Source organism: Methylobacterium sp. J-068 (assembly GCF_022829445.1).
Taxonomy (GTDB): Bacteria; Pseudomonadota; Alphaproteobacteria; order Rhizobiales; family Beijerinckiaceae; genus Methylobacterium.
The window spans coordinates 1-22490 of sequence record NZ_JAKSXY010000050.1 but is presented as its reverse complement, the minus strand read 5'-3'; the positions used below and the strand labels follow the sequence as shown (position 1 = coordinate 22490).

16 protein-coding genes are annotated in these 22490 nt (G+C 70.9%); 10 read left to right on the top strand and 6 right to left on the bottom strand.

Features of this window, described 5'->3' with window-relative positions:
* Window positions 1-86 precede the first annotated feature (86 nt).
* Window positions 87-1931, top strand: coding sequence for a cation:proton antiporter (locus MKK54_RS05840; RefSeq protein WP_244009841.1), 1845 nt, complete (start codon window positions 87-89; stop codon window positions 1929-1931).
* Window positions 1932-1938: 7 nt separating this feature from the next.
* Here MKK54_RS05840 and MKK54_RS24720 read toward each other — a convergent pair whose 3' ends face one another.
* Entirely contained in the window at window positions 1939-2466 is a 528-nt protein-coding gene (locus MKK54_RS24720) for a hypothetical protein (RefSeq protein ID WP_409564133.1), read from the bottom strand.
* Window positions 2467-2718: 252 nt separating this feature from the next.
* Here MKK54_RS24720 and MKK54_RS05830 point away from each other — a divergent pair, with 252 nt between their 5' ends.
* A complete protein-coding gene (locus MKK54_RS05830) occupies window positions 2719-3894 on the top strand; it encodes a vWA domain-containing protein (RefSeq protein ID WP_244009839.1) in 1176 nt (391 codons plus the stop codon).
* Window positions 3895-4005: 111 nt separating this feature from the next.
* Here the strand turns inward: MKK54_RS05830 and MKK54_RS05825 are convergent, their stop codons facing one another.
* The gene (locus MKK54_RS05825; RefSeq protein ID WP_244009837.1) at window positions 4006-4326 is read right to left on the bottom strand and encodes a 2Fe-2S iron-sulfur cluster-binding protein; all 321 of its coding nucleotides are present in this window, start codon (window positions 4324-4326) and stop codon (window positions 4006-4008) included.
* 187 nt (window positions 4327-4513) lie between these two features.
* Window positions 4514-4849: an Hpt domain-containing protein gene (locus MKK54_RS05820; RefSeq protein WP_244009835.1), complete on the bottom strand. Its 336-nt coding sequence runs from the start codon at window positions 4847-4849 to the stop codon at window positions 4514-4516.
* 286 nt (window positions 4850-5135) lie between these two features.
* Between MKK54_RS05820 and MKK54_RS05815 the strand changes: the two genes are divergently transcribed.
* Entirely contained in the window at window positions 5136-12998 is a 7863-nt protein-coding gene (locus tag MKK54_RS05815) for a hypothetical protein (RefSeq protein WP_244009833.1), read from the top strand.
* 316 nt (window positions 12999-13314) lie between these two features.
* Here the strand turns inward: MKK54_RS05815 and MKK54_RS05810 are convergent, their stop codons facing one another.
* A complete protein-coding gene (locus MKK54_RS05810) occupies window positions 13315-13782 on the bottom strand; it encodes a DUF1489 family protein (RefSeq protein ID WP_244009853.1) in 468 nt (155 codons plus the stop codon).
* A gap of 76 nt (window positions 13783-13858) precedes the next feature.
* Complete coding sequence (locus MKK54_RS05805; protein ID WP_244009832.1) at window positions 13859-14959, bottom strand: hypothetical protein; 1101 nt, start codon at window positions 14957-14959, stop codon at window positions 13859-13861.
* A 148-nt stretch (window positions 14960-15107) separates the two neighbouring features.
* On the opposite strand from MKK54_RS05805, the gene MKK54_RS05800 reads away from it, so the two are divergent.
* The 5 genes from MKK54_RS05800 to MKK54_RS05780 all read left to right on the top strand — a co-directional run bounded on the left by MKK54_RS05800 (window position 15108) and on the right by MKK54_RS05780 (window position 20212).
* The gene (locus MKK54_RS05800) at window positions 15108-16334 is read left to right on the top strand and encodes an MFS transporter (protein WP_244009830.1); all 1227 of its coding nucleotides are present in this window, start codon (window positions 15108-15110) and stop codon (window positions 16332-16334) included.
* A gap of 108 nt (window positions 16335-16442) precedes the next feature.
* Window positions 16443-17537: an ABC transporter permease gene (locus tag MKK54_RS05795; protein ID WP_244009852.1), complete on the top strand. Its 1095-nt coding sequence runs from the start codon at window positions 16443-16445 to the stop codon at window positions 17535-17537.
* A gap of 5 nt (window positions 17538-17542) precedes the next feature.
* Window positions 17543-18364 (top strand): ABC transporter ATP-binding protein, encoded by an 822-nt coding sequence (locus MKK54_RS05790; protein WP_244009828.1) that lies wholly within the window; start codon window positions 17543-17545, stop codon window positions 18362-18364.
* A gap of 68 nt (window positions 18365-18432) precedes the next feature.
* Window positions 18433-19515 carry an MlaD family protein gene (locus MKK54_RS05785; RefSeq protein ID WP_244009826.1) on the top strand — a complete coding sequence of 361 codons (1083 nt, stop codon included), beginning with the start codon at window positions 18433-18435 and terminating at the stop codon, window positions 19513-19515.
* Between the two features lie 103 nt (window positions 19516-19618).
* Window positions 19619-20212 carry an ABC-type transport auxiliary lipoprotein family protein gene (locus MKK54_RS05780; protein WP_244009823.1) on the top strand — a complete coding sequence of 198 codons (594 nt, stop codon included), beginning with the start codon at window positions 19619-19621 and terminating at the stop codon, window positions 20210-20212.
* Window positions 20213-20965: 753 nt separating this feature from the next.
* On the opposite strand, the gene MKK54_RS05775 is transcribed toward MKK54_RS05780, so the two are convergent.
* Entirely contained in the window at window positions 20966-21358 is a 393-nt protein-coding gene (locus MKK54_RS05775; RefSeq protein WP_244009821.1) for a hypothetical protein, read from the bottom strand.
* Between MKK54_RS05775 and MKK54_RS05770 the strand changes: the two genes are divergently transcribed.
* The gene (locus MKK54_RS05770; protein WP_244009820.1) at window positions 21348-21521 is read left to right on the top strand and encodes a hypothetical protein; all 174 of its coding nucleotides are present in this window, start codon (window positions 21348-21350) and stop codon (window positions 21519-21521) included. The two genes, MKK54_RS05775 and MKK54_RS05770, sit on opposite strands and share 11 nt — an antisense overlap.
* Window positions 21522-21917: 396 nt before the next feature.
* On the top strand, window positions 21918-22490 hold a 573-nt coding region (locus tag MKK54_RS05765; protein ID WP_279597201.1), incomplete at its 3' end, for a POTRA domain-containing protein.

Here is a 22490-nt window from a genome sequence, read left to right as displayed (position 1 = left end):
GGAAGGCCGGCTGCGCCCATGGTCGTCCGCGACGGCGCGTCTCCACCAAACCCCATGATGCCGATGACGGGAGCCCCCCTGAACCGATGATGGACGTACACGCCGGCTCCTACAAGGAAGCGATCCTGTTCCTCGTCACCGCGGGCGTGGTGGTGCCGCTGTTCCATCGGCTGCGCATCTCGCCGGTGCTCGGCTTCATCGGCGCGGGTGCGCTCCTCGGACCCTTCGGCCTCGGCCGGTTCGCCGAGACGCACCATTGGGTCTCGACCTTCACGATCGCGAACCGGGCCGAGATCGCGCATCTGGCCGAGTTCGGGGTCATCTTCCTGATGTTCATGATCGGGGTGGAGCTCTCCTGGGAGCGCCTGCGGACCCTGAGGCGCCTCGTGTTCGGGCTCGGCTCGATCCAGGTCCTGGCCTCCTCCGCCGTGATCGGCGCCATCCTGATGTTCCTGTCGGTGCCCCTGGCCGCCGCGATCATCGTCGGACTGGCGCTCGCCCTGTCCTCGACGGCGATCGTGCTGCCCGTCCTCGCCGAGCAGAAGCGCCTGAACACGCCCGCCGGCCGCGCCAGCTTCGCCGTGCTGCTGTTCCAGGATCTCGCGGTCGCGCCCGTCCTCTTCGCCATCGCGGTCCTGGGCCGGAACGACGGTGCCCATGTGGGCGGAGCCCTCGCGCTGGCCCTCGGTCAGGCGGCGGTCGCCATCGTGGTCATCGTGGTGGCGGGGCGCCTCGCGCTGCGGCCGCTGTTCCAGCTCGTCGCCCGCACGCGCTCGCCCGAACTCTTCATGGCGGCCTGCCTGCTCGTCATCATCGGCACCGCCGTGACCGCCGCCGCCGCCGGCCTGTCCATGACGCTGGGCGCCTTCGTGGCCGGGCTGCTGCTGGCCGAGACCGAGTATCGCCGGGCCATCGAGGCGACGATCGACCCGTTCAAGGGCCTGCTGCTCGGCGTGTTCTTCGTCTCCGTGGGCATGAACCTCGATCCGGCCCACCTGATGTCGGCGCCCGGCGCGGTCCTGGGTCTCGCGCTGGCGCTGATGCTCATCAAGGGGGCGGTGATCGTCGCGGCGGCCCGCTTCCTCAGGCTCTCGAAGGCGGTGGCGATCGAGGCCGCTTTGCTGCTCGGCCCCGGCGGCGAGTTCGCCTTCGTGCTCATCGGCGGCGCGCTGGCCGGCGGGCTCGTGCCCGAGGAGGTGGGTCAGGCCGCCCTGATCGTCACCACCGTGACGATGATCGCGATTCCGGCCCTCGCGGTCCTGGCCCGGCGCCTAGGCAAGCGGCTCACCAGGGCGCAATTGGGCCGGGCACGGGCCGAGCCGGTGCCCGATCGGCAGCAGAACCGCGTCATCATCGCGGGCTATGGCCGCGTCGGGCGGCTCGTCGGCGAGATGCTGGCGCGGCACAAGATCCCCTATCTCGCGCTCGATGCCGACGCGGCCCGGGTGTCCGAGCACCGCCGCCTCGGCAACCCGGTCTATTTCGGAGATTCCGCCAATCCGGAACTGCTCCGGCGCTGCGACATCGCCAATGCCCGCGCCCTCGTGGTCACCCTGGACAATCCGCGTGCCGTCGAGGCGGTGGTGGAAGCCGCCCGCGCCGAGCGGCGCGACATCACCATCGTGGCCCGGGCCCGCGATGCCCGCCACGCGACGGCGCTCTACGAGATGGGCGTGGACGACGCCGTCCCGGAGACCATCGAGGCCTCCCTGCAGCTGTCCGAGGCCGTCCTCGTCGATGTCGGGGTGCCGATGGGCCTGGTGATCGCGTCGATCCACGAGCGGCGCGACGAGTACCGGGCGATGTTGCGCAAGAAGGAGACCGAGGTTCGCCCCGCCTTCCGGGCCCGGCGCACCGTCGGAAAGGGCGTCGAGACACGCGATGCCGGGGCGGCCAAGGACGAGGGCAAGCCGGCGATCAAGAGCGCCTGATCGGGGTTCAGAGAAGCCGGCCCTGTCCGCACACGGGCATCACGGGCGTCGGCGCCGTCTTGGCACCGGTGGCGGACGCGGCGCCGAGGCCGGCGGACTTGACGGCGGGCGGCGCCTTCGATGCCGCCTTCAGCGTATCCGGCGGTTTGGACGGGCGGGTTTTGGCGCGCCGGACCGGCGCCCGGACCTCGGGGTCCATGCCCGGCGCATAGCTGCAGCGATAGACGATCTCGTCCGGCGGACCGAGCCCCGTATCGAGGGGGATGGCCACGGTGTCGTCCTGGAAGCGCCACTTGCGCGTTCCCTTGTCCCAGTAGAGCCAGATCGTCGTCGGATGGTTCCGGATCGAGAAGATCGCCGCCTTCTTGGAGATCGCCCGTATCGTGCGCGGCTCGTACATCCCCTTGGCGCGATAGGCGTCCGCGAAGGAAGCCGGCTGGCGGTCGATGAAGGTGTTGCGCACGACCTGAATCGTCGCGCCCGGCTCGGAGAGGAACCGCTTGAAGTCGCTCAGCGAGCGCAACACGAGCGCCATGTCGGTCACTCCCCACTCTAACCCGGAGACTCTGCGCCCTGACGTCTTGCCCTGACCTGCACGAGATTGTGCGAGGAGGATGTTCGATTCCGATGACAAGTCCTGATGTGGGGAATAACCAGGGCAAGGGGATATCAACAGGAATCCCGTGTTATACCCAGCTTAACGTATGTGAATGCGCCATCGTCCGCCCGTCCGCGCGTCGCGCCGCGCGGCCTTGACCCCGAGCGCGGCTTCCCGCGTTGTCCCGGCATGCTGCTCCAGTTCTTCACCGCCCTGCGCGAGGCCAAGGTCCCCGTCACCCTGCGGGAATTCCTGACCCTCCTCGGCGCCCTCGACCGTGATCTGGCGGACAAGCGGATCGAAGAGTTCTACCTGCTGGCCCGGACGGCCCTGGTGAAGGACGAGCGCAACCTCGATCGCTTCGACCGGGTGTTCGGGACCGTGTTCAGGGGCATCGAGACCCTCGGGGCGGCCACGGACCCGGCGAGCATTCCCGAGGAATGGCTGCGCAAGCTCGCCGAGAAGTACCTGACCGAGGCCGAGAAGGCCGAGCTGAAGGCGCTCGGCTGGGACAAGCTGTTCGAGACCCTGAAGCAGCGCCTCGCCGAACAGCGGGAGCGGCACCAGGGGGGCAACAAGTGGATCGGGACCGGCGGCACCTCGCCATTCGGTGCCTACGGATACAATCCCGAGGGCATCCGGATCGGCCAGGACGGCAACCGGAATTTCCGCGCCGTGAAGGTCTGGGACAAGCGCGCGTTCAAGGACCTCGACGACACGGTCGAACTCGGGACGCGGAACATGCGGGTCGCCCTGCGGCGCCTGCGCCGCTTCGCCCGGACCGGAGCGGCGGACGAACTCGACCTCGACGGCACGATCCGCGAGACGGCCGCCAAGGGCTACCTCGACGTGAAGCTGCGGCCCGAGCGGCGCAATGCCGTGAAGGTTCTCCTGTTCCTCGACGTCGGCGGCTCGATGGACTGGCACATCGCGCTCGCCGAGGAGCTGTTCTCGGCCGCCCGCTCGGAGTTCAAGCACTTCGAGCACTTCTACTTCCACAATTGTCCCTACGAGCGGGTCTGGCGCGAGAACGGGCGCCGCCACGACGAGACGCTGCCGCTCCTCGACGTCCTGCGCACCTACCCGCCCGATTATCGGGTCGTCTTCGTCGGCGACGCGTCGATGAGCCCCTACGAGATCGCCATGGCGGGTGGCTCGGTCGAGCACTGGAACGAGGAATCCGGCGAGGTCTGGATGACAAGGATCCTGGAGCGCTTCCCGAAGGCGGTCTGGCTGAACCCCGTGCCGGCGGAGCATTGGGCCTACACGCAGTCGATCGGCATGGTCCGGCGCCTGATGGCCGACCGGATGTTCCCGCTCAACCTCGAGGGGATCGACGGCGCCATGCGGGCCCTGGTGCGCTGATCGGAGTCGGGCCGGGCTCGGCGCCACGCGTGAGAAGCGAAGCGGCGGTGCAGAATGGACGACCGCGCGACGTCTTCGCGCGGGTCGGTTCGGAATTCGGCGCGAGGCCGTTCAACCCTGACGTGCCGGCGTCGTCACGCTGAGGCCGTCGAGTTCCGGGGTGATGCGGATCTGGCAGCACAGGCGCGAGGTCGTCCGGACGTCCGAGGCGAAATCGAGCATGTCCTGCTCCATCGCCTCCGCGGGGCCGACGATGTCCGCCCACGCGTCATTGACGTAGACGTGGCAGGTCGCGCAGGCGCAGGCGCCCCCGCACTCGGCATCGATCCCCGGCACGTTGTTGCGGATCGCCGCTTCCATCACGGTCGATCCCACGTCGCCCTCCACGGTCCTGACCGTTCCGGCATGGTCGACGTAGGTGATCTTGGGCATCGGGGTCTCCGGGCTCGTACAACAGGTGAATGGCCGGTTGTGCGGCGCAGGACTGCCTTGAAGGGGCAGGGCCACGAAAGCAAGCGCGCTCGCCGACCGGGCGACGATTCTTCCGCTTACGCCGCAGAGGCCGCCCCGTTCCATCACCCGTCCGCGACGCGACGTCCGCCCGCCGCGCGCGGCGCCGTCAGGACGCGGGCGGCAGAACCGAGAGGGTGTCGGCCACGGCGTCCGAGAGGCGACAGGCCGCCGTGGCCGGCGCCCCGGCCCGCAGAGCGTCCTCGATCGAGGCCGAGAGACGTGCGATCCGCTCGGCGCCGACCCCCAGGGCAGATCCCTTCAGCGTATGGGCGAGATCGGCCCGCTCGGCAGCCGACAGGCCGGGGTCGAGGATGCCGGGAACGAGGCGCCGGCACTGCTCGGCGAACAAGCCCAGCAAGTCCCGCGCGAGCTCCGCGTCGCCGAACGTCTGGCGCGCGAGATGCTCGTGATCGATGAGTGCCGCCCCGACCGCGTCCTGCAAGCCACCGTCTCCCGCATCCGTCGTCCGGACTTTGCCGTCCGGACTATCCACAGCCGAGGCGGCCGCACATTCGCTTCCGCTTAAGCCTTGAGGCATCATGGAGAAAGACGGCGGCGCGGTCCCGGCCTCGAGCTTGGTAACCATTCCGTTAAGGTTTTTTGGGCGCAGCGGCGGGCTCGGGTATCCGGGCTCCGTGCCGAAGTCTAAACTTCGTTGGTAAATTGGTAAAAGTAACCTTGATCGCCGGGCGCGGCCGGCGATCGGGATACGCGTGACGAGGCGTTGAATGGCCACCGAAAAGAAGCTCAAGGACCCGGCCGAGGCGGCTCTGTCGGCGATCGAGCAGGCTCTCAACCTCGATGCGTTCGCGCAGGGCGAGGACGCATCGCGCGTGGAGCCGCGCCTGCCCGACGTGGGCGATGCCGATCCGCTGCGCGATCCGAGCGGCCGCCTCGCCCCGCCGCGCCTCGACCTCGACCAGCCGCTCGCCTCGGACCTGCCGCCGCCGGACCGCAGCCGGCCCCGCCGCGAAGGAGGCCTGCTGCCGCCCGATCGCTCGATGGTCGCCAACGACGATCGGCAGAACATCGGCATCCTGCAGCAGACCCTCCGCATCCGGCCCTCGCGCACGCCCTACCTGATCGCCGCGATCTTCGGCGCGCTCTGGATCGCCGGCCTCCTCGCCCTGGCCTGGAGCCAGTCCGGCGGCGACCTGCGCGGTTTCTTCCACGGCCTCACCGCCATTCAGGGCGCGGTCGCCGCCACGGCCCTCGTCGGCCCCGTGGTCCTGTTCGCCATCATGGCGATGCTCGCGGTGCGTGCGCAGGAGATGCGCCTCGTCGCCCGTGCCGTCGGCGAGGTCGCGATCCGTCTGGCCGAGCCCGAGAACTTCTCCACCGATGCCGTGCTGACCATGTCGCAGACGGTGCGCCGGGAAGTCGCCGCCGTGGGTGACGGCGTCGAGCGGGCTCTGGCGCGCGCCGGCGAGCTCGAGACCCTGGTGCGCGGCGAGATCGCGACCCTGGAGCGCGCCTATTCCGACAACGAGATCCGCATCCGCTCCCTGGTGGACGAGCTGGTCGCCCAGCGCGAGTCCATCGTCGCCAACGCCGAGCGGGTGCGCGGCGCGATCGCGGGCACCCACCAGAGCCTGACGGCGGAACTCGACGGCGCGGCCGAGCGGATCGTCTCGGCGGTCAACGGCGCCGGCGACCGGGTCACCGGGGCGCTCGACGCCCGGGGCGAGGCCATCACCTCCGCCCTCGGCCATCGCGGCGACGCGATCACCACCGCCCTCGGCGAGGCCGGCGACCGGGTGGTCGAGCTGGTTTCCGGCCGGGGCGACGACCTCGTCCAGCGTCTGGCCTCCACCAGCGAGGGCGTTCGCGGCAGCCTCGCGGAGGTCGGCACCGCCCTCACCCTGTCACTGGAGACCCGCGCGGACGAGGTCACGCGCGCCTTCGAGCGGACGGGCGGCATCCTCACCACCACCCTCGCCGAGAATGCCGGCCAGGTGGCGCGCACCCTGGCGCAGACCGGCGCCGAGGTGATCGAGGCCCTGAACCGCCAGGGCGGCGAGGTCCGTCAGACCTTCGAGGACTCGGCCCGTGGGCTGGAAGACGCCTTCCTGGCCCGGGGCTCCGAGCTGACGGCGCAGTTCTCCTCAACCGGCGGCGAGATCACGGCCCGCTTCGCCGAGACCGGCGACGCCCTGCGCCGGCACTTCGCCGAGACGGGTGCCGCCTTGACGCAGGACATCGCGGTGCGCGGCGAGACCCTCCGGGGCGAGATCGAGACCGCCGGCACCGGCGTCTCCGACCTCATCGAGAGCCGCGGCCGCGAAGCCCAGGCCGGACTGGCGCTCGCCGCCAGCAGCATCATAGAGACCTTCGGCGGCCGGGCCGACGGGGTGCGCGACGCGCTCATCCACGCGGTCGAGGGCATCGCCACCGGGATCGACACACGCGGCGGCGCCCTGGCGGAGCGCATCGAGCGGGTCTCGGAGCGCCTGCACGAGACCATCACGGTGCATGGCGCCGAGATCTCCAGCCTGATCGAGACGCGCGGGCACGAGACCCGGGCCGGCCTGGAACGCGCCGCCGGCAGCATCGTCGAGACCTTCGGGGCGAGCACCGAGGCGCTGCGCGAAACGCTCGTCGGTTCCGTCGAGGACGTCACCGTCAATCTCGACAAGCGTGGCGGCGCCCTCGCCGATCGCATCGAGGCCGTGGCCGGCCGCCTGCAGGAGACCATCGCGGTCCAGGGCGGCGCCATGTCCGAGCGCATCGATGCCAGCGGCCGCGAGGCCCAGGCCGCCCTGGCGCTGGCCGCCAGCGCGATCGTCGAGACCTTCGGCAACCGGGCCGGCGCCGTGCGCGACGACCTGCTGCGCAACGTGGACGGCATCGCAGCGGGGATCGACCAGCACGGCAACGCCCTGGCCACGCGCATCGAGACCGTCGCGGAGCGCCTGCACGAGACCATCACGGTGCAGGGCACGGGTCTGGAGACCGCCCTCGGCGCCACCGGTGAACGCATCGGCGATCTCGTGGCACTCCGTGCCCGCGAAGCGACGGAGAGCCTCGACGGCACCCTGAAGACCTTCGGTCACACCTTCGAGAACCAGACCCTGGGGGCCCTGGAAACCCTGCGTTCCGCCGCCGCGATCCTGGGCGAGGAAATCGGCAGCCGGACATCCGAGGCCGCCGATACCTTCCGTCGCAGCGCGGAGGAGACCACCGTGGCCCTCGGCGCGAGCACGAGCGAGGCCGCGCAATCGCTGCGCCGCGCCTCCGCCAGCGCCACCGGCGAACTGGAGGCCCGCACCGTCGAGGCCGTGCAGATCTTCGAGCGCCGGCTCGCCGCCACCTCGTCCGATCTCGCCGCGCGCACCGCCGAAGCGGCCGAACTCCTGCGCCACGCCGCCGATGGCGTCGGCGGCAGCGTGGGCGCCCGCGCGGAATCCTCCATCGAGGCGCTGCGCCGGACCCTCGATGCGGTCAACGAGGAGTTGGCGCGCCGCGCCGACGAGGCCGCCGGCACCATCGCCCGCGCGGCCGAAGGACTCGGCGGCGACCTCACCGCCCGGGTACGCGAGGTCGAGTCGGCGTTCGGCGACCACGGACGCACCCTCGGCGACCTCATCGCGACCCAGGCGGGCGAAGCCCAGACGCAGCTCGCCAATACCGGCCGCGACATCGTTCTCGCCGTGACCGCCCAGGGCGCGCGCGTGAACGACGCCCTCAACCGCACCGGCGCGACCTTCGCCGACACCACCGAGACCCGCGCGCAGGCCATCGACCGCGTGCTCGGCGACCGGCTCGCGGCGCTCCAGGAGACCATCGCGCGCGGCGACATCCTCGCCGACCGGATCTCGCGCGACACCACCGCCCTCACGGAATCGGTCTCCGGCCGCCTGGAGGAGATGGACCGGGTCATCACCGTGCAGGGCCGGGCGGTGGCCGACGCCATCGCCGAGCGCACCCGCGAGGCGCGGGACGCGGTGGAGAGCCAGCTCGGCGCCCTGGAGGAGCGCTCGCTGCGCCGCTCCAGCGAGATCGGCGAGACCTTCTCGAACCTCGTCGCTCAGATCGACGGGCACCTCGGAAGCCGCGCCACCGCGCTCAACGAGGCCCTGATCGTGCGCACCGCCGAGATGGCCCGCGTGATGGTCGAAGGCGGCCGCGACCTCGTCCAGGCCCTCGACACCCGCGCGGACACCATGGCGCTCGACATCGCCGCCCGCGGCGCGAGCCTTGGCGACGTCCTGGGCGAGCGCTCGGCCGAGATCGGCCGACGCCTCGACGAGCAGACCCTCGAACTCGCCCGCCGCCTCGACGAGGGGGCCGGACGCTTCGACGCGGGCGTGCTCGGCCGCCTGGAAGCGATCGGCACCGCTCTCGAGGAGCGCAGCCGGCTCATCGAGGAATCCTTCGGCGCCCAGGCCTTCGAGGCCATCCGCCTCATCGAGAGCCGCACGCGCGCGGTGGACGAGGACCTCGCCAACCGCACCCGCGAACTCGTGGACATGATCGTGGACCGCACCGGCGGCGCCAACGAGGCCCTCGACACCCAGGCGCAGGCGATCCGCGAGGCCTTCGCCCAGCGCGCCGACGAACTCGTGCGCCTCATCGATGCCCGCACGACGGCGATGGGCACCGAACTCGACGAGAAGGGCCGCGCCGTGTTCGGCGCCCTCGGCGGTCGCATCACCGAACTGGCACGCCTGTTCGACCTCGGCAGCCATTCGCTCGGCCAGGTCCTGGAGCAGCGCGGCGAGACCATCCTGGCGCGCCTGCGCGAGATGGTGGCGAACGCCGATCGTCAGCTCAGCGAGGGCGAAGGCCGCCTCGGCACGACCCTCGACCGGCGGACCTCGGACATCAGCTCGCTCCTCGACGAGGGCGTTCGCACCGTCCACCAGCTGCTCGACGACCGCACGGGCGAAATCCGCGCGCTCCTCGACGGCCACGCCGACACGCTGGGCAGCAGCTTCAGCGACCGGATCGCGCCGCTGCATGACAGCCTGGACCAGCGCGGCCGGGCCCTCGTCGACACGATCACGGCGAGCTTGGGCAGCGCCAGCGAGGCCGTGGAGGCCCGCACCCGGGCCCTCGCGAACCTCTTCGACGAGCGCATCGGCGCCCTCGACGAGATCGTCGACCAGCGCGGCGCGCACCTCGTCGAGGCCGTCGAGGACCGCACGCGCGCGCTGACCGATACCTTCGACCAGCGCATCGGTGCCCTGGACGAGATCGTCGACCGGCGTGGCACGCGCCTCGTCGAGGCCGTCGAGGATCGGACGCGCGCGCTGACCAACACCTTCGATCAGCGCATCGGCGTGCTGGACGAGCTCGTGGACCGGCGCGGCGAGCGCCTGGCGGAAGCCATGGGCAACCACGCCCAGACCCTCGCCGCCCAGTTCGACCAGCGGATCGGCGCCCTCGATGCGGTGGTCGAGCGTCGCAGCGGCGAGATGGCGGAAGCGGTGGATGCCCGCACGCTGGCCCTGGCGCGCCTGTTCGATCACCGCATCGGAGCGCTCGGACAGGTGGTCGACGGCCGTGGCGCCCAGCTCACGGAGACCCTCGCGAGCCGCACCGAGGCCCTGGCCGCGCTGCTCGATCAGCGCATCGGCGCCCTCGACGAGATCGTCGACGTTCGCGGAACCCATCTCGCCCAGTCGCTGGACGCGCGGGCACAGGGCCTGCGCGCCCTGTTCGACGAGGTTCTGAGCGCGCTCGACGGCCTGATCGACAATCGCGCCGACGCCCTGACCGATCGGGTCGATGCCCGCACCCATCGGCTGGTCTCGCTGTTCGACGAGCGCATCGGCGCCCTCGACCAGCTCGTCGATCACCGGACCGGCACCCTGTCCGACGAGGTCGATGCCCGCGCCCAGGCGCTGGTCTCGCTCATCGACACGCGGGTCGGCGCCCTCGACCGGGTGGTGGACGACCGGGCCGGCGCCCTGCGCCTCCAGGCGGAGACCGTCACGCATGCCCTCGTCACGCTGTTCGAGGAGCGCCTGCGCAGTCTCGACGGACTGGTGGAGAACCGCACGCAAGCGTTCGCCGCGCAGGCGGAGGACCGCACCCGCGCCCTGGTGTCTATCTTCGACGAGCGGCTGAAGGCGCTCGAGGCCCTGGTGGACGGGCGCGCGGGCACCCTGGCGGACCGTGTCGCCGAGCGGACCCAGGTTCTCACGACGGTCTTCGACGAGCGGCTCTCGGCCCTCGACGATCTCGTGGAGCAGCGTTCGGCGGCGTTCGCCCGCACGATCGAGACGCAGGGCACCGCTCTCTCGGAGTCGGTCGATAGCCGTGCGGCGGCCTTCACGAGCCGGATCGACAACCGGATGAAGGTGTTCGCGACCCTCGTCGCCTCGCGTGGAGACGCCCTCGCCTCGGCCTTCGACGACCGGCACGATGCCTACGCGGCCCTGGTCGACGAGCAGTCCGCGACCATGCTCGCGGCCTTCGACGAGCGCGTCGGGCGCCATGCGGCCCTCGCCGAGGCTCATGCCCAGGCCCTGGCCAACGCCCTCGACCAGCGCAACGAGGCCGTGGCCGCCCTGATCGACAGCCGCAACGGCGCGATGACCGAAGCCTTCGACCGGCGCTCGACCGCGCTCGCGAGCCTCGTCGAGGCGCGCGGACAATCGCTCGCCCGACGCCTCGCCGAGAGCGCGGAGACCATCACGCGGGCGATCGAGGAGCGCGGCGGCGCGCTGGTCGAGACCCTCGACGGACGCGGCAACGCCGTGGTCACCTCGCTGACCGACCAGTCGGAGCGTCTGCGCCAGATCGTCGAGGGATCGGGTGGACAGCTCGTGGACGCCCTCGCGCTTCGCGGCGATGCCATCGAGCGGGCCCTGCGCGAGAGCGGCGCCCCGCTGGTCGACGCGATCCGCGAGCGGACCGAGGCCCTGGCCGCGCAGGCGCGGGCATCGGCCGAGGCCCTGCTGTCGACCATCGACGGGGGAGCCTCGCGCGCGATCGCGTCCCTGGCGAACGCCAGCGACCAGATGCGCCGCGAACTCGTGCAGGTGCTGGAGCGCGTCGACGGGGCGAACGACGCCCTGCGCGATCTCCTCGCCGGAACCGGCGAGAACCTCGGCAGCATCGAGACGAGCCTGTCCGGCCGGATCACCGAGATCCGCGAGGCGCTGTCGTCGGTCACCGCCCAGACCGCGCGGGCCAGCGACGGCGTGGCCGAACAGGTCGGCCTGCTCAAGACGGTGGCGGAGGGCGCCCTGCGCGACGCGGCCGAACTCGCCGCCTCCCTCGACGAGCGCGGCCGCGCGCTGAGCGAGATCGGGCGCAGCCATGCCGGACACCTGACGCACGCCGCCAGCCAGCTTCAGGGCGCCGCGAGCCAGATCGAGGGCGCGGAGGGACGTCTGTCCGGCCGCCTGTCCGAGCGCGAAGCGGCGATCGCGGGGGTGCTCGCACGCATCGAGGAGCGTTCCGGCGCCATCGAGGCCCAGACCGCCCGCTTCGACACCGTGATCGGCGAGACCCTGCGGGCCGCCGAGGAGCGGGCGCGGGCGCTGGGCACCAGCCTGTCCGAGACCGCCTCGGGCGCCGGCGCCAGCGTCACCCAGGCCTTCGAGGGCCTGCGCGCCGGCGCCGACACCGAGAGCCAGCGCACCGCGCAGGCGGTTCGCCAGGCGATCGACGAGGCCTCGCAGCAGATGATGACCGTGCTGGAGACCGCCTCCACGCGCTTCGGCGACTCGGTCTCCACCCTGCGGGAGATGGCGGCGGAGATCCGGCGCGAACTCGACGCCACCCGCGCCGACCTTCAGCGCGGCGTGCTGGAGATCCCGCGCGAGACGCAGGACGCCACCGGCGAGATGCGGCGCGTGGTCTCCGAGCAGCTGAAGGCGCTGAGCGACCTCTCGACGCTGGTCCAGCGTTCCGGCCGGGCCGTGGACGCGGCGGCACCCAAGGTGTCGGAGCCGCGTCCGCCCGAGGCGCCCGCGGCGAACCCGGCGCCGAAGGCGGCGCAAGCCACCCCGCCGAAAGCCCAACCGGCACCGGCCGCCAAGCCGGCCGCGCCGGCGGCCCGTCCGGGCCAGTCGATCAACGTGGTCTCGGCCCCCGCCGCCGCGCGAACCGGCGACGTGATGCGCCCGGCTCCGGCGGCACGGGCGGACAGCCGGGGCGCCGACAATCGCGGCTGGCTCTCCGACCTGTTGACCCGCGCCTCCCTCGACGACGAGCCGGAGGCGGCGCAGAGCGCGCCGGCAGCGGCGGCCAAGCCGTCGTCCGAGGCGCAGAAGAAGGCCGCCGACCGGGGACGGACCGCCCTGGAGACGATCTCCACCGACATCGCCAAGATGATCGACCACCAGACGGCGGTGGACCTGTGGGAGCGCTATCGCCGGGGTGAGCCGAATCTGTTCGATCGCCGGATCTACACGGCGCAGGGGCGCCAGACCTTCGAGGAGGTTCGCCGCCGCTACGCCGCCGATGCCGATTTCCGGCGGACGGTCGACCGCTACGTCGGCGAGTTCGAACGCCTGCTCGGGGACGTCTCGAAGAACGACCGCGATTCGTCGCGGGCGGATGCCTACCTCACCTCGGAAACGGGCAAGGTCTACACCATGCTCGCCCATGCCAGCGGCCGCTTCGACGGCGCCTAGCAGGCAACACCGGACCGATGCACGCACCCCCGCCCTCCTCCCGGAGGGCGGGGTTTTTCGTGGCCGCGACGCCGTGCGTATGGGGGGTCTGATACGATTTCGGCCTGATCCGTTCGGATGTGAGGTGACTCGCGGGTCCCCTCTCCTGGCAGGCGAGGGACAGGGTGAGGTGTGTGACCTCTCCGGAGATGGACTACACCTCTCCCCAATCCGTCGCGTCTGATCATCCCGAAGGGATCAATCCGACCCAGCTTCCGAAAATGACCGGGTGGAGCCCCGGCCCGTCGCGACCGAGGGGATCGATCGGAAAAGCGCCTCAGATCAGCCCGAGGCCCGCGAGTTCACGGCGCAGGGCTTCCGGCATCTCGGCCAGACCGCCGGCGGTGCGGGCATCGAGGTCCGCCGGCGCATCGTCCGCCTTGAGGTAGCGCCAGCCCTGGAAAGGTCGGCAGGGCCGAGGGGCGACGGCGGTCACGACGGGGTCCAGCACGAGCCGGCAGCGGCCGATTCCATCGGAATCCGTGAAGGGGACGATCGCCGTGATCGCTTGCCGGCAGAGCAGCGTGCCCTTGATCACCCAATAGATCGAGCCGCGCCCGGCGATCTCGGCGGCACGGGTCGGAACCATGCGGGTGGTGTGGACCGGTGCCGGATCGCGCCCGAGGCCGATCGCCTCGTCACGGTTGCGCGCGATCCGCGCCTCCAGGTCCCCAATGCTGGCGGGACCGACGCTGAGCTTCAGCAGGTGGAGGATCGGTGAAGCGGGTTTCGCGAAGGCGGGCATGGCGGCGTTGTAGCAGCCGTTCGGGCGGCGCGCGCTGCCCACAACCGCGACCGCGCGCCGCCGAACGTTGGCCCGGTCAGGAGAAGAGCGCGCGCTTCTCGTCCTCGGAGAGCGCGTCGATCTCCGCGAACGCATCGGCGACGTCGGTCTGCTCCAGGGGCGAAACCGGTGCAGCGGCCGACGCCATCGCGAGGGCGACCGGGTCGACGGACGAGTCCGGTGCCGTCGCGGGCTCCTCGCCGCCGGTCTCCATCCGGTCGGGCGCGAACTCGTCCGCGTGGTCTTCCATGGCGTCCGTCTCCGCCACGGGTGCGCTCGCGGCGGGCTCGGACCCTTCGGGGACGGCGTCCTCCACGGACGGCGCGGGAGCGGAGGCCGGCGGCGGCGCCACGATGGCATCGGTCGTTTCGAGGAACATGATGTCGTCGTCGACCGGAAGTCCGCCGGACATGCGACCGGCGGCCGGACCGGACGCAACGATCGGCTCGGCCGAGGACGATTCCATGTCGATGTACCGGTCCACGTCGCTCTGGCAGAGGTCCGCCGGGACGTCCGACGCCTGCGGCGCGCCGGGCGCCGCGGGGACGGGATCGAGGGCATCGCCCCAGATCGTCATCATGGCGGCGAGACGATCTTCCAGGTAGCGCAGGGTGTGGATGATGCGTGCCGTGCGCTGCGCCGTCAGGTCCTGGAACGAGCAGGCGGTGTAGATCGCCGTGGCGCGCCGGTCGAGTTCGTCGCAGATCTCGGCGTCCGAGCCCGATTCGCGCAGGGTCCAGGCGGCCTCCTGCACGTGCTCGGCCGCGCCGAGGATGTCGGAGGTGGCGCGCTCGGTGGAGCGAACGATGGCGTCGAGGGCGGCGGACGCCCCCCCGAGGCGGCTCTGGTCCTGGTCGGGCGCGTGGATGGCCGCGATCTCGGCCTTGGTGCGGGCGATGGCGTGGGCCATGTCCATCACGTCGCCGCGCAGGCGGCCGATCTGGCCGGTGTCGCGCTCGCCGGTGACCACGCTCTCCAATCGGGCGATCGCGTCGAGCAGGATGCCGGTGTCGTTCGAGCGGTTGCGGCGCAGATATTCGTCGAGGAACCAGCGCCCGCGCTCGCTCTCGCTCATCGCGGATTCGATCCGATCGTATTCCGACACGTCGATCGACGTCAGCGAACGAGAACTCGACATCAAGAACAAGTCCTTGGGCGTGCTGCGACCACCACGTCATGGCCGGTTTCCAAGCGAGAAGGTTGACAGGATCGTTTTAACGCCGGCTTTACGCAGCGCCCGCCTGTCGCCGTGTCTCCACAGGCCTCCTCGTCACCGCCCGGTCGACTTGTCCGATCCCGCCTCCCCGCATGTCGAGCCGAATGCCGTTCGGCTGTCCGTCCTCTATGCCGTCGTCTTCGTGGAGATCGGCATCGCGATGCCGTTCATGCCGGTCTGGCTGAACGCGCTCGGTCTGGACCCCACGGTCATCGGCGCCCTCCTCGCCCTGCCCATCGCGATCCGCATCGTGGCGACCGCCCCCCTCGTCGGATTGATCGACCGGGGCGTTCCCGCCCGCCGCATCCTGCTGCTGGGAAGCCTCGTCCTGGCCGGCACCTACGCGCTGATGCCGGCCGGAGCGGCCCTGGGCTGGCCCCTGCTCGCCGCCCTGATCGCGATCAACGCGATGGCGGCGGCCCCGCTGGTCCCGAGCATCGACTACATGACGCTCGGTGCCGTGCGGCGCAGCGCGCGCCTCGACTACGCGCGCATCCGCATGTCCGGTTCCATCGGCTTCCTGCTGGCCAATCTCGCCGGGGGCGCGGCGCTCGGGGCCATGGGCGAACGCCTCGCGGTCCCGCTCCTGCTCACCGTCCTGGCGCTGATCGCCGCGACGGTGGCCCGCTTCAACCGGGTCGATGCGCCGGCCTCGGCGCCGCGCCATCCCGACGCCGGAAGGCCCCGCCTGCCCGGCGTACTCTGGCTCGCCATCGGGGCGGCCGCCCTGATCCAGTCGAGCCACGCGGCGATCTACGCGTTCGGCAGCATCCACTGGAGCGCGCACGGCATCCCGGCCTCCTGGATCGGTATTCTCTGGGCCATCGGCGTCGCCTCGGAGATCGTGCTGTTCGCCCTGGTCGGCCGTCTGCCGTCCCGGTGGCGCGGTCCCTTCGTCCTGCTCGCGCTCGGCGGGTCGGCGGCGCTCCTGCGTGCCCTCGGGATGGCGTGGCTCGGCGACCGGCTCGGCCCCCTGATCGCCCTCCAGGTGCTGCACGGACTCACCTTCGGCGCGACGCAGCTCGGGGCCATGGCGGCCGTGTCGCGCTTCGCGCCGGACGGCGCCCGCGGCCGGGCGCAGGGCACCGTCAGCTCGGCCGGCGCCCTGGCCTCGGCCAGCGCGACGCTGCTCACGGGCGCCGCCTACCAGGCCGGCGGCGGGCCCCTGACCTTCGCGCTGATGGCGCCCCTGGCGCTCGCCGGCCTGTGCCTCGTGGCACGCGCCGCGCAGGCCGCCCGGGCTTTCAGCCTTCACACCAACACGTTTGTGGGCCAGCAGGCGGGAGAACGGGATTAACCTTGACCGTCCGGTAACCCCGATCGGCCATGGCTGATCGCGGCATGGAGTGCGGCGACGTTGGGTAGAGCCGAGATCAGGACCAGTCCGGAGGCCGCCGACGCCGCGATGCTCGACGGCGGGCGCGTCGCCCTATCCGGTCGCTGGACGGCCGACCAGGGCGCCTCGGTCGAGGCCGCCGCCGCGCGGATCGCGGCCAGCTCTGCGGAGATTCCGCTCCTCGTCGATCTTGGCCATGTGAGCCGCCTTGACACCCTCGGCGCCTGGGTGCTGGAGCGGACCCGGGCCGAGATCGAGGCGGGCGGCGGGCGGCTCGCCTATGCGGGCGCGACGCCCGAGCATCGCATCCTGCTCAGCGAGGTGAAGCTGCGCGCGGCGGAGCCGGCTCCGGTCCGGCGCGGCCGTCTGTTCAGCCTCCTCGACGGCCTCGGCCGGCGCGTGGTCGGCGCGCGCTCGGACCTCGTCACCGGCCTCGCCTTCTTCGGCGAGGTCGTCACCGCCTGCATCCGGGTCGCGGCGCGGCCGGGCACCTTCCGGGGCACGGCGCTCGTCAACCAGATCGAGCAGGTCGCCTTCCGGGGCGTGCCGATCATCGTACTGATCTCGTTCCTCGTCGGCGGCATCGTCGCCCAGCAGGGCATCTTCCAGCTTCAGCGCTTCGGCGCCCAGAGCTTCGTCGTGAACCTCATCGGGCTCCTCATCCTGCGCGAACTCGGCGTGCTCCTCACCTCGATCATGGTGGCGGGCCGGTCCGGCTCGGCCTTCACAGCCGAGATCGGCTCGATGCGGATGCGGGAGGAGGTCGACGCCCTGCGGGTGATGGGCCTCGACCCGATCGAGATCCTCATCGTGCCGCGCATCCTGGCGCTGGTGATCGGCCTGCCGATCCTCACCTTCCTGGCCTCCCTCGCGGCGCTGGCCGGCGGTGGCCTCACCGCCTCGCTCTACGGCGGCATGACCGTGGATGCGTTCCTGGCGCGGCTGCAGGCGGCGGTGTCGCTGCACCACGTGGCCGTCGGGCTGATCAAGGCGCCGTTCATGGCGCTGATCATCGGCATCATCGCGACCATCGAGGGCTTCGCGGTGGAGGGTTCGGCCGAGTCCCTCGGCCGCCACGTCACGGCCTCAGTCGTCAAGTCTATCTTCATGGTCATCGTCCTCGACGGACTTTTCGCCGTCTTCTTCGCCGCGATCGATTTCTGACGTCCATGCAGACCGTATCCCCCTCGATTCCGCACACGATCGCCGCGCCCGAGGCGATCATTCGCGTGCGCGATCTCGTCGTGGGCTTCGGCTCGAAGATCGTGATGAAGGGGCTCGACCTCGACATCCGCCGGGGCGAGATCCTGGGTTTCGTCGGCCCCTCGGGCCAGGGCAAATCGGTCCTGACGCGCACGATCCTCGGCCTCGTTCCGAAGCGAGCCGGCACCATCGAGGTGTTCGGCGAGGACGTGGACGGCCTCACCGTGGCGCGCCGGCGCCAAATGGAGCAGCGCTGGGGCGTGCTGTTCCAGCAGGGCGCGCTGTTCTCGGCGCTGACCGTCAAGCAGAACATCCAGATGCCGATGCGCGAGCACCTGAACCTGTCCGAGCGCCTGCTCGACGAGTTCGCCCGCCTCAAGATCGAGATGGTGGGCCTGAAGCCGGACGCCGCCGACAAGCTGCCCTCCGAACTCTCGGGCGGCATGATCAAGCGCGCGGCGCTGGCCCGGTCGCTGGCCCTCGACCCGGAGATCCTGTTCCTCGACGAGCCGACCTCCGGGCTCGACCCGATCGGCGCGGGCGAGTTCGACGAACTCGTCGCCACCCTGAAGCAGACCCTGGGCCTGACCGTGTTCATGGTCACCCACGACCTCGACAGCCTCTACACCGCCTGCGACCGGATCGCGGCGCTCGGCGACGGGCAGATCATCGCCCAGGGCACGATCGCCGAGATGCTGGAGAGCGACCATCCCTGGCTGCGCTCCTACTTCCACGGCAAGCGCGGGCGCGCGGTCGTCCCACAAGAGGCGCGGCATGCGACGGCCTGACGCTCACGACGCGCCGCGTGCGGTGCAACACCGCGCAGGCCCCACCCCGCCAAGGTATCGCTGATCCGATGGAGACTCGCGCGAACTACGCCCTCATCGGCGCCTTCACCCTCGCGGTGCTGGTGGCGGCCTTCGGCTTCGTGTTCTGGCTCCAGGGCGGATCGCGCAGCCAGGTCCGGCAGGCCGTGCGCATCGTGTTCTCGGGCAGCGTCGGGGGCCTCGCCAAGGGGTCGACCGTCGCCTTCAACGGCATCAAGGTCGGCGAGGTCATGGACGTGCGCCTGCTGCCGCAGGACCCGCGCCGGGTCGTCGCCCTGGTCGAGGTCGAGCGCACCACGCCGCTGCGGGCCGACACCCGCGCCCGCCTCGATTCGGCGATGCTGACCGGCGTCTCCACCATCTCCCTCTCCGGCGGCAACGCCGACGCTCCGGTGCTGACGCCGGGCTCCGGCGACCAGATCCCGACGATCTTCGCGGATTCCTCCGACATCCAGGACATGATGGCGGCGGCCAAGCAGATCGCCCAGCGCGCCGACGACGTGCTCCAGCGCCTCGACAAGGTGGTGGCGGGCAACGAGGGCGCGATCACCCGGACCTTGGCCAATGTCGAGGCCTTCTCGAAGACGCTCGCCGATGCCGGTCCGGCGGTGAGCGGCCTCGTCAAGGCGATCGACGGGCAGAAGCTCAACCGCGTCATCGACAACGCCGACCGGTTCTCGGCGGCGCTCGCGGCGGGAAGCCCCGACATCGAGGGCGCGCTCAAGGACGCGCGCTCACTCGCGGCCAAGCTCAACGCCTCGGCGGACCGGGTCGACGCGGTGCTGAAGGGCGCGGAGGGCTTCCTCGGCTCGGCCTCGGGCTCGGCCGGGACCAGCACCTTCACGGAGGTCCGCGAGGCCGCGATCTCGGTGCGCGACGCGGGGCGCGCCTTTCGGACCCTGTCGGAGAACCTCGACAAGCGCACCTCGAACATCGCCACCAGCTTCAACCGCCTGAGCGGGACCGGGCGGCGCGAGGTCGAGGCCCTGTCCACCGACGGACAGCGGACGCTGAACACCCTGAACCGGACCGTGAAGAGCCTGGAGCGCGATCCGTCCCAGGTGATCTTCGGCGGCAAGCCATCGTTGCCGGAATACAACGGTGGCCGCTGATTCGTCGCTCGCCCGGCCGGGCGTGCCGCGGCGCACGGCACCAATCCGGCGCGATGGTAGTTTACAGCCACGCTGCGCGTCGACGCGGCGACGAGTGTCCGGAATGCGTATGACCAACCACAAGATGGGCCCGGCGCTCGTCGCGATGTTCCTCGCGACCGCGCTCGGCGGTTGCGGCGGCGGCGCGGTGCCGCTCACCTTCGACCTCGCCGCCCTGCCGCCGAACGGCCGCGTGGGTGCGTCCGCGCGCTCCTTCAGCGTGGCCGAACCGGTGGGCCTCCAGCCCTTCGAGGCGGATCGCATCATCGTGCGCGAGCCCGGCGGCGCCCTCTCCTTCCTGGGCGGCGGCCAGTGGGCCGACCGCCTGCCGCGCCTTATCCAGACCCGCCTGATCCAGAGCCTGGAGAATTCCGGCCGCCTGAAATCCGTGAGCCGGCCCGGCGACAAGATCGTCTCCGAGTTCCAGCTCATCAGCGAGATCCGCGCCTTCGACATCGCCGCCGGCTCCGGCGAGGCGGTGGTCGACATCTCCGCCAAGATCATCGCCGAGGGCACCGGCAAGGTGGTGGCCGCGCGCATCTTCACCGCGCGCGTTCCGGTACCGAAGGTCGATGCCGCCAACGCCGCCACCGGCCTCGACGCCGCCCTGGCACGCGTGCTCGGCGACATGGTCGCCTGGGTGAATTCCGGCCGCTGACGCCGCCGAAGAACCGACCCGACCTTCGTGTAGGGGCGAGAGGAACGAGCCTCCCGGCCGGCATCCCGACGCTCGCCACCATCGCGGACCGAAAACGAGGGTGGAGGACGGACAGGCAGCGTCACGGCCGAACCGCCGTCACCCTGCTCCGAGGCCGGAACGGGTCGGGTCCACCACTCACGCGCCGGGTGGGGCACGGAACACGGCATTCATGTCGAACGGGGGTTTCGAACGCGCGATCGTCGACCCATGACGAGGACCGGACGGCCTTGCCGCCTCCCTGTCACGCAACACGGCAAGACCGCGAGATCTCGCAGGCCGTTCGCACGCGAACGACAGATGGGCGGCCTTGTCGCGGCCTGCGATTGCTTTCGCACAGCCGACCGAACGCGATCTATCGATAGAGGCGATGTGTTTTCACGGCCGCACGTCCTGCGGATCGAGCCGTCATGCGCCGCCCTGCCGCGCTGGGTCGGAGCGCGCGAAGCCGCCGACGTGACGGAGCTGGCCGACATCCGGCCGCGCGTTCGGATTCCGCGTCGCGAAAAACCGATCGAGCCCGATGCGGGGGTGCCGGCGCTCTCCCATACCGATCAGGGAACCGGATGCGATCGAGGCGGTGAGGGTCCCGTCACGGGGTCATTGTTTCCGCCTGATCGGTTCGGTGATGTGGTGACTCGCGGGTCCCCTCTCCTTCCAGGAGAGGGAGCTCGTCGCGTCTGATCGTCCCGAAGGGATCAACCGGAACTGCCATCAGGCGCTGGTGTCGAGAACCAGTGCCGACGACGTCGAGGCGTTCCGGCTCGCGCCGCTCGCTCCATAGGCCGAACTGTTGGCCTGCGCGCTTTGCAGCTGCTTGATGAACGAACTGAGCAGATCACTGGCTGCCGAACTGGTGGACGAACTCGTGGACGACGTGCCGCTCGTCCCGTCATCCGAGGCCGCGTCCGAACCCGAGCCGTCCGGCGGCGGCCCCGGAGGCGGTCCGGGCGGCGGCCCACCGGCTTCCGTCACGCCGCCCGATGCGCTCGAACTCGTGCTCCGACCGCCGCTCGCGAACAGGTTCTTCAACTCGCTCGCCTGATCGTCGGTGAGCGTCCCGGCGCTGACCTGATCGGAGATCAGGCTGTCGATCTTGTCCTTCACCGAGGAGGGATCGAGCTTCGAACTCGATCCGCTCGCCTTCGCGCTGCTGCGGTCCGCGGACAGGCTCGTATCGATGGAGCTGAGCGCCGTCGTGAGGGCCGTGGCATCCGTGCTGCTGAGGGAGCCCGCGGACAATTCGCTGCTGATCGTGGAGGAGATCTGATCCTTCAGCGACCCTTGAGACCGTGGCGGCGGTGGCGGCCGCTGCGCGAAGATCTGTGACGTCGAGGAAGAGATGGTGCTCATGGGTCACACCGGGGCTGGAGACACCGGGATCGCCCGGCCGCTTGTCGGTGGGAAACTTACCCACGCAACCCTTAACGCGCCGTTATCGGTGTCGCGACCGACCGGCTTCAACGGTGTCGCTCAAGCTGCAAGGCGCCTGAGCGAAGCCCGAAACCGCCATCCCGAAGGCATCAACCGGATCTGGATGAGACCAGCGCGCGCAGGGCACCGGCGCCGGTGTGCGGCCTCGCACCAGGGCGGATGTTGGACAATTGACGTGGGAAACTTTCCCACGAATATCGCGACCGGAGCAGGTCGGCTCCGGAGAACAGCAATGTCACCTACGAGAGTGCGGGCGGTGCGGTGCCTCATCGGAGCGGGTTTCCTCGCGATTCCCTCGGCTGGCCACGCCGCCGAGACGGTCGTGGAGGGCAATCGCCGGGTCGAGGCGGACGTGATCCGTTCGATCGTCGCGAGTGCGCCCGACGCGCCCCGGCGGGCGCTCCAGGCCAGCGGGTACTTTTCCGAGGTCACCGTCGCGTCCGAGAACGGCCGTACCGTCATCCGGGTCCGCGAAAAGGCCTCGATCAACCGCGTGGTGTTCGAGGGCAACAAGAAGGTCGAGATCGAAACCCTGAAGGCGGCGGTCGTCGCCCGCGACCGCTCGCCGTTCGACCCGGCGCAGGTGACGGGCGACATCGAGCGGATCCGTGCCCTCTACAAGCAGGCCGGGCGCGGCTCCGCCAAGGTGACCTATCGCACGGTGGATCTTCCGAACGGCCGGCTGGACGTGATCTACGTGATCGAGGAAGGCGACAAGACCGGCATCAAGGCGATCAACTTCGTCGGGAACCAGGCCTACTCGGAGTCCAAGCTGCGCGAGCTCATGTCCTCGTCGGAGATGAAC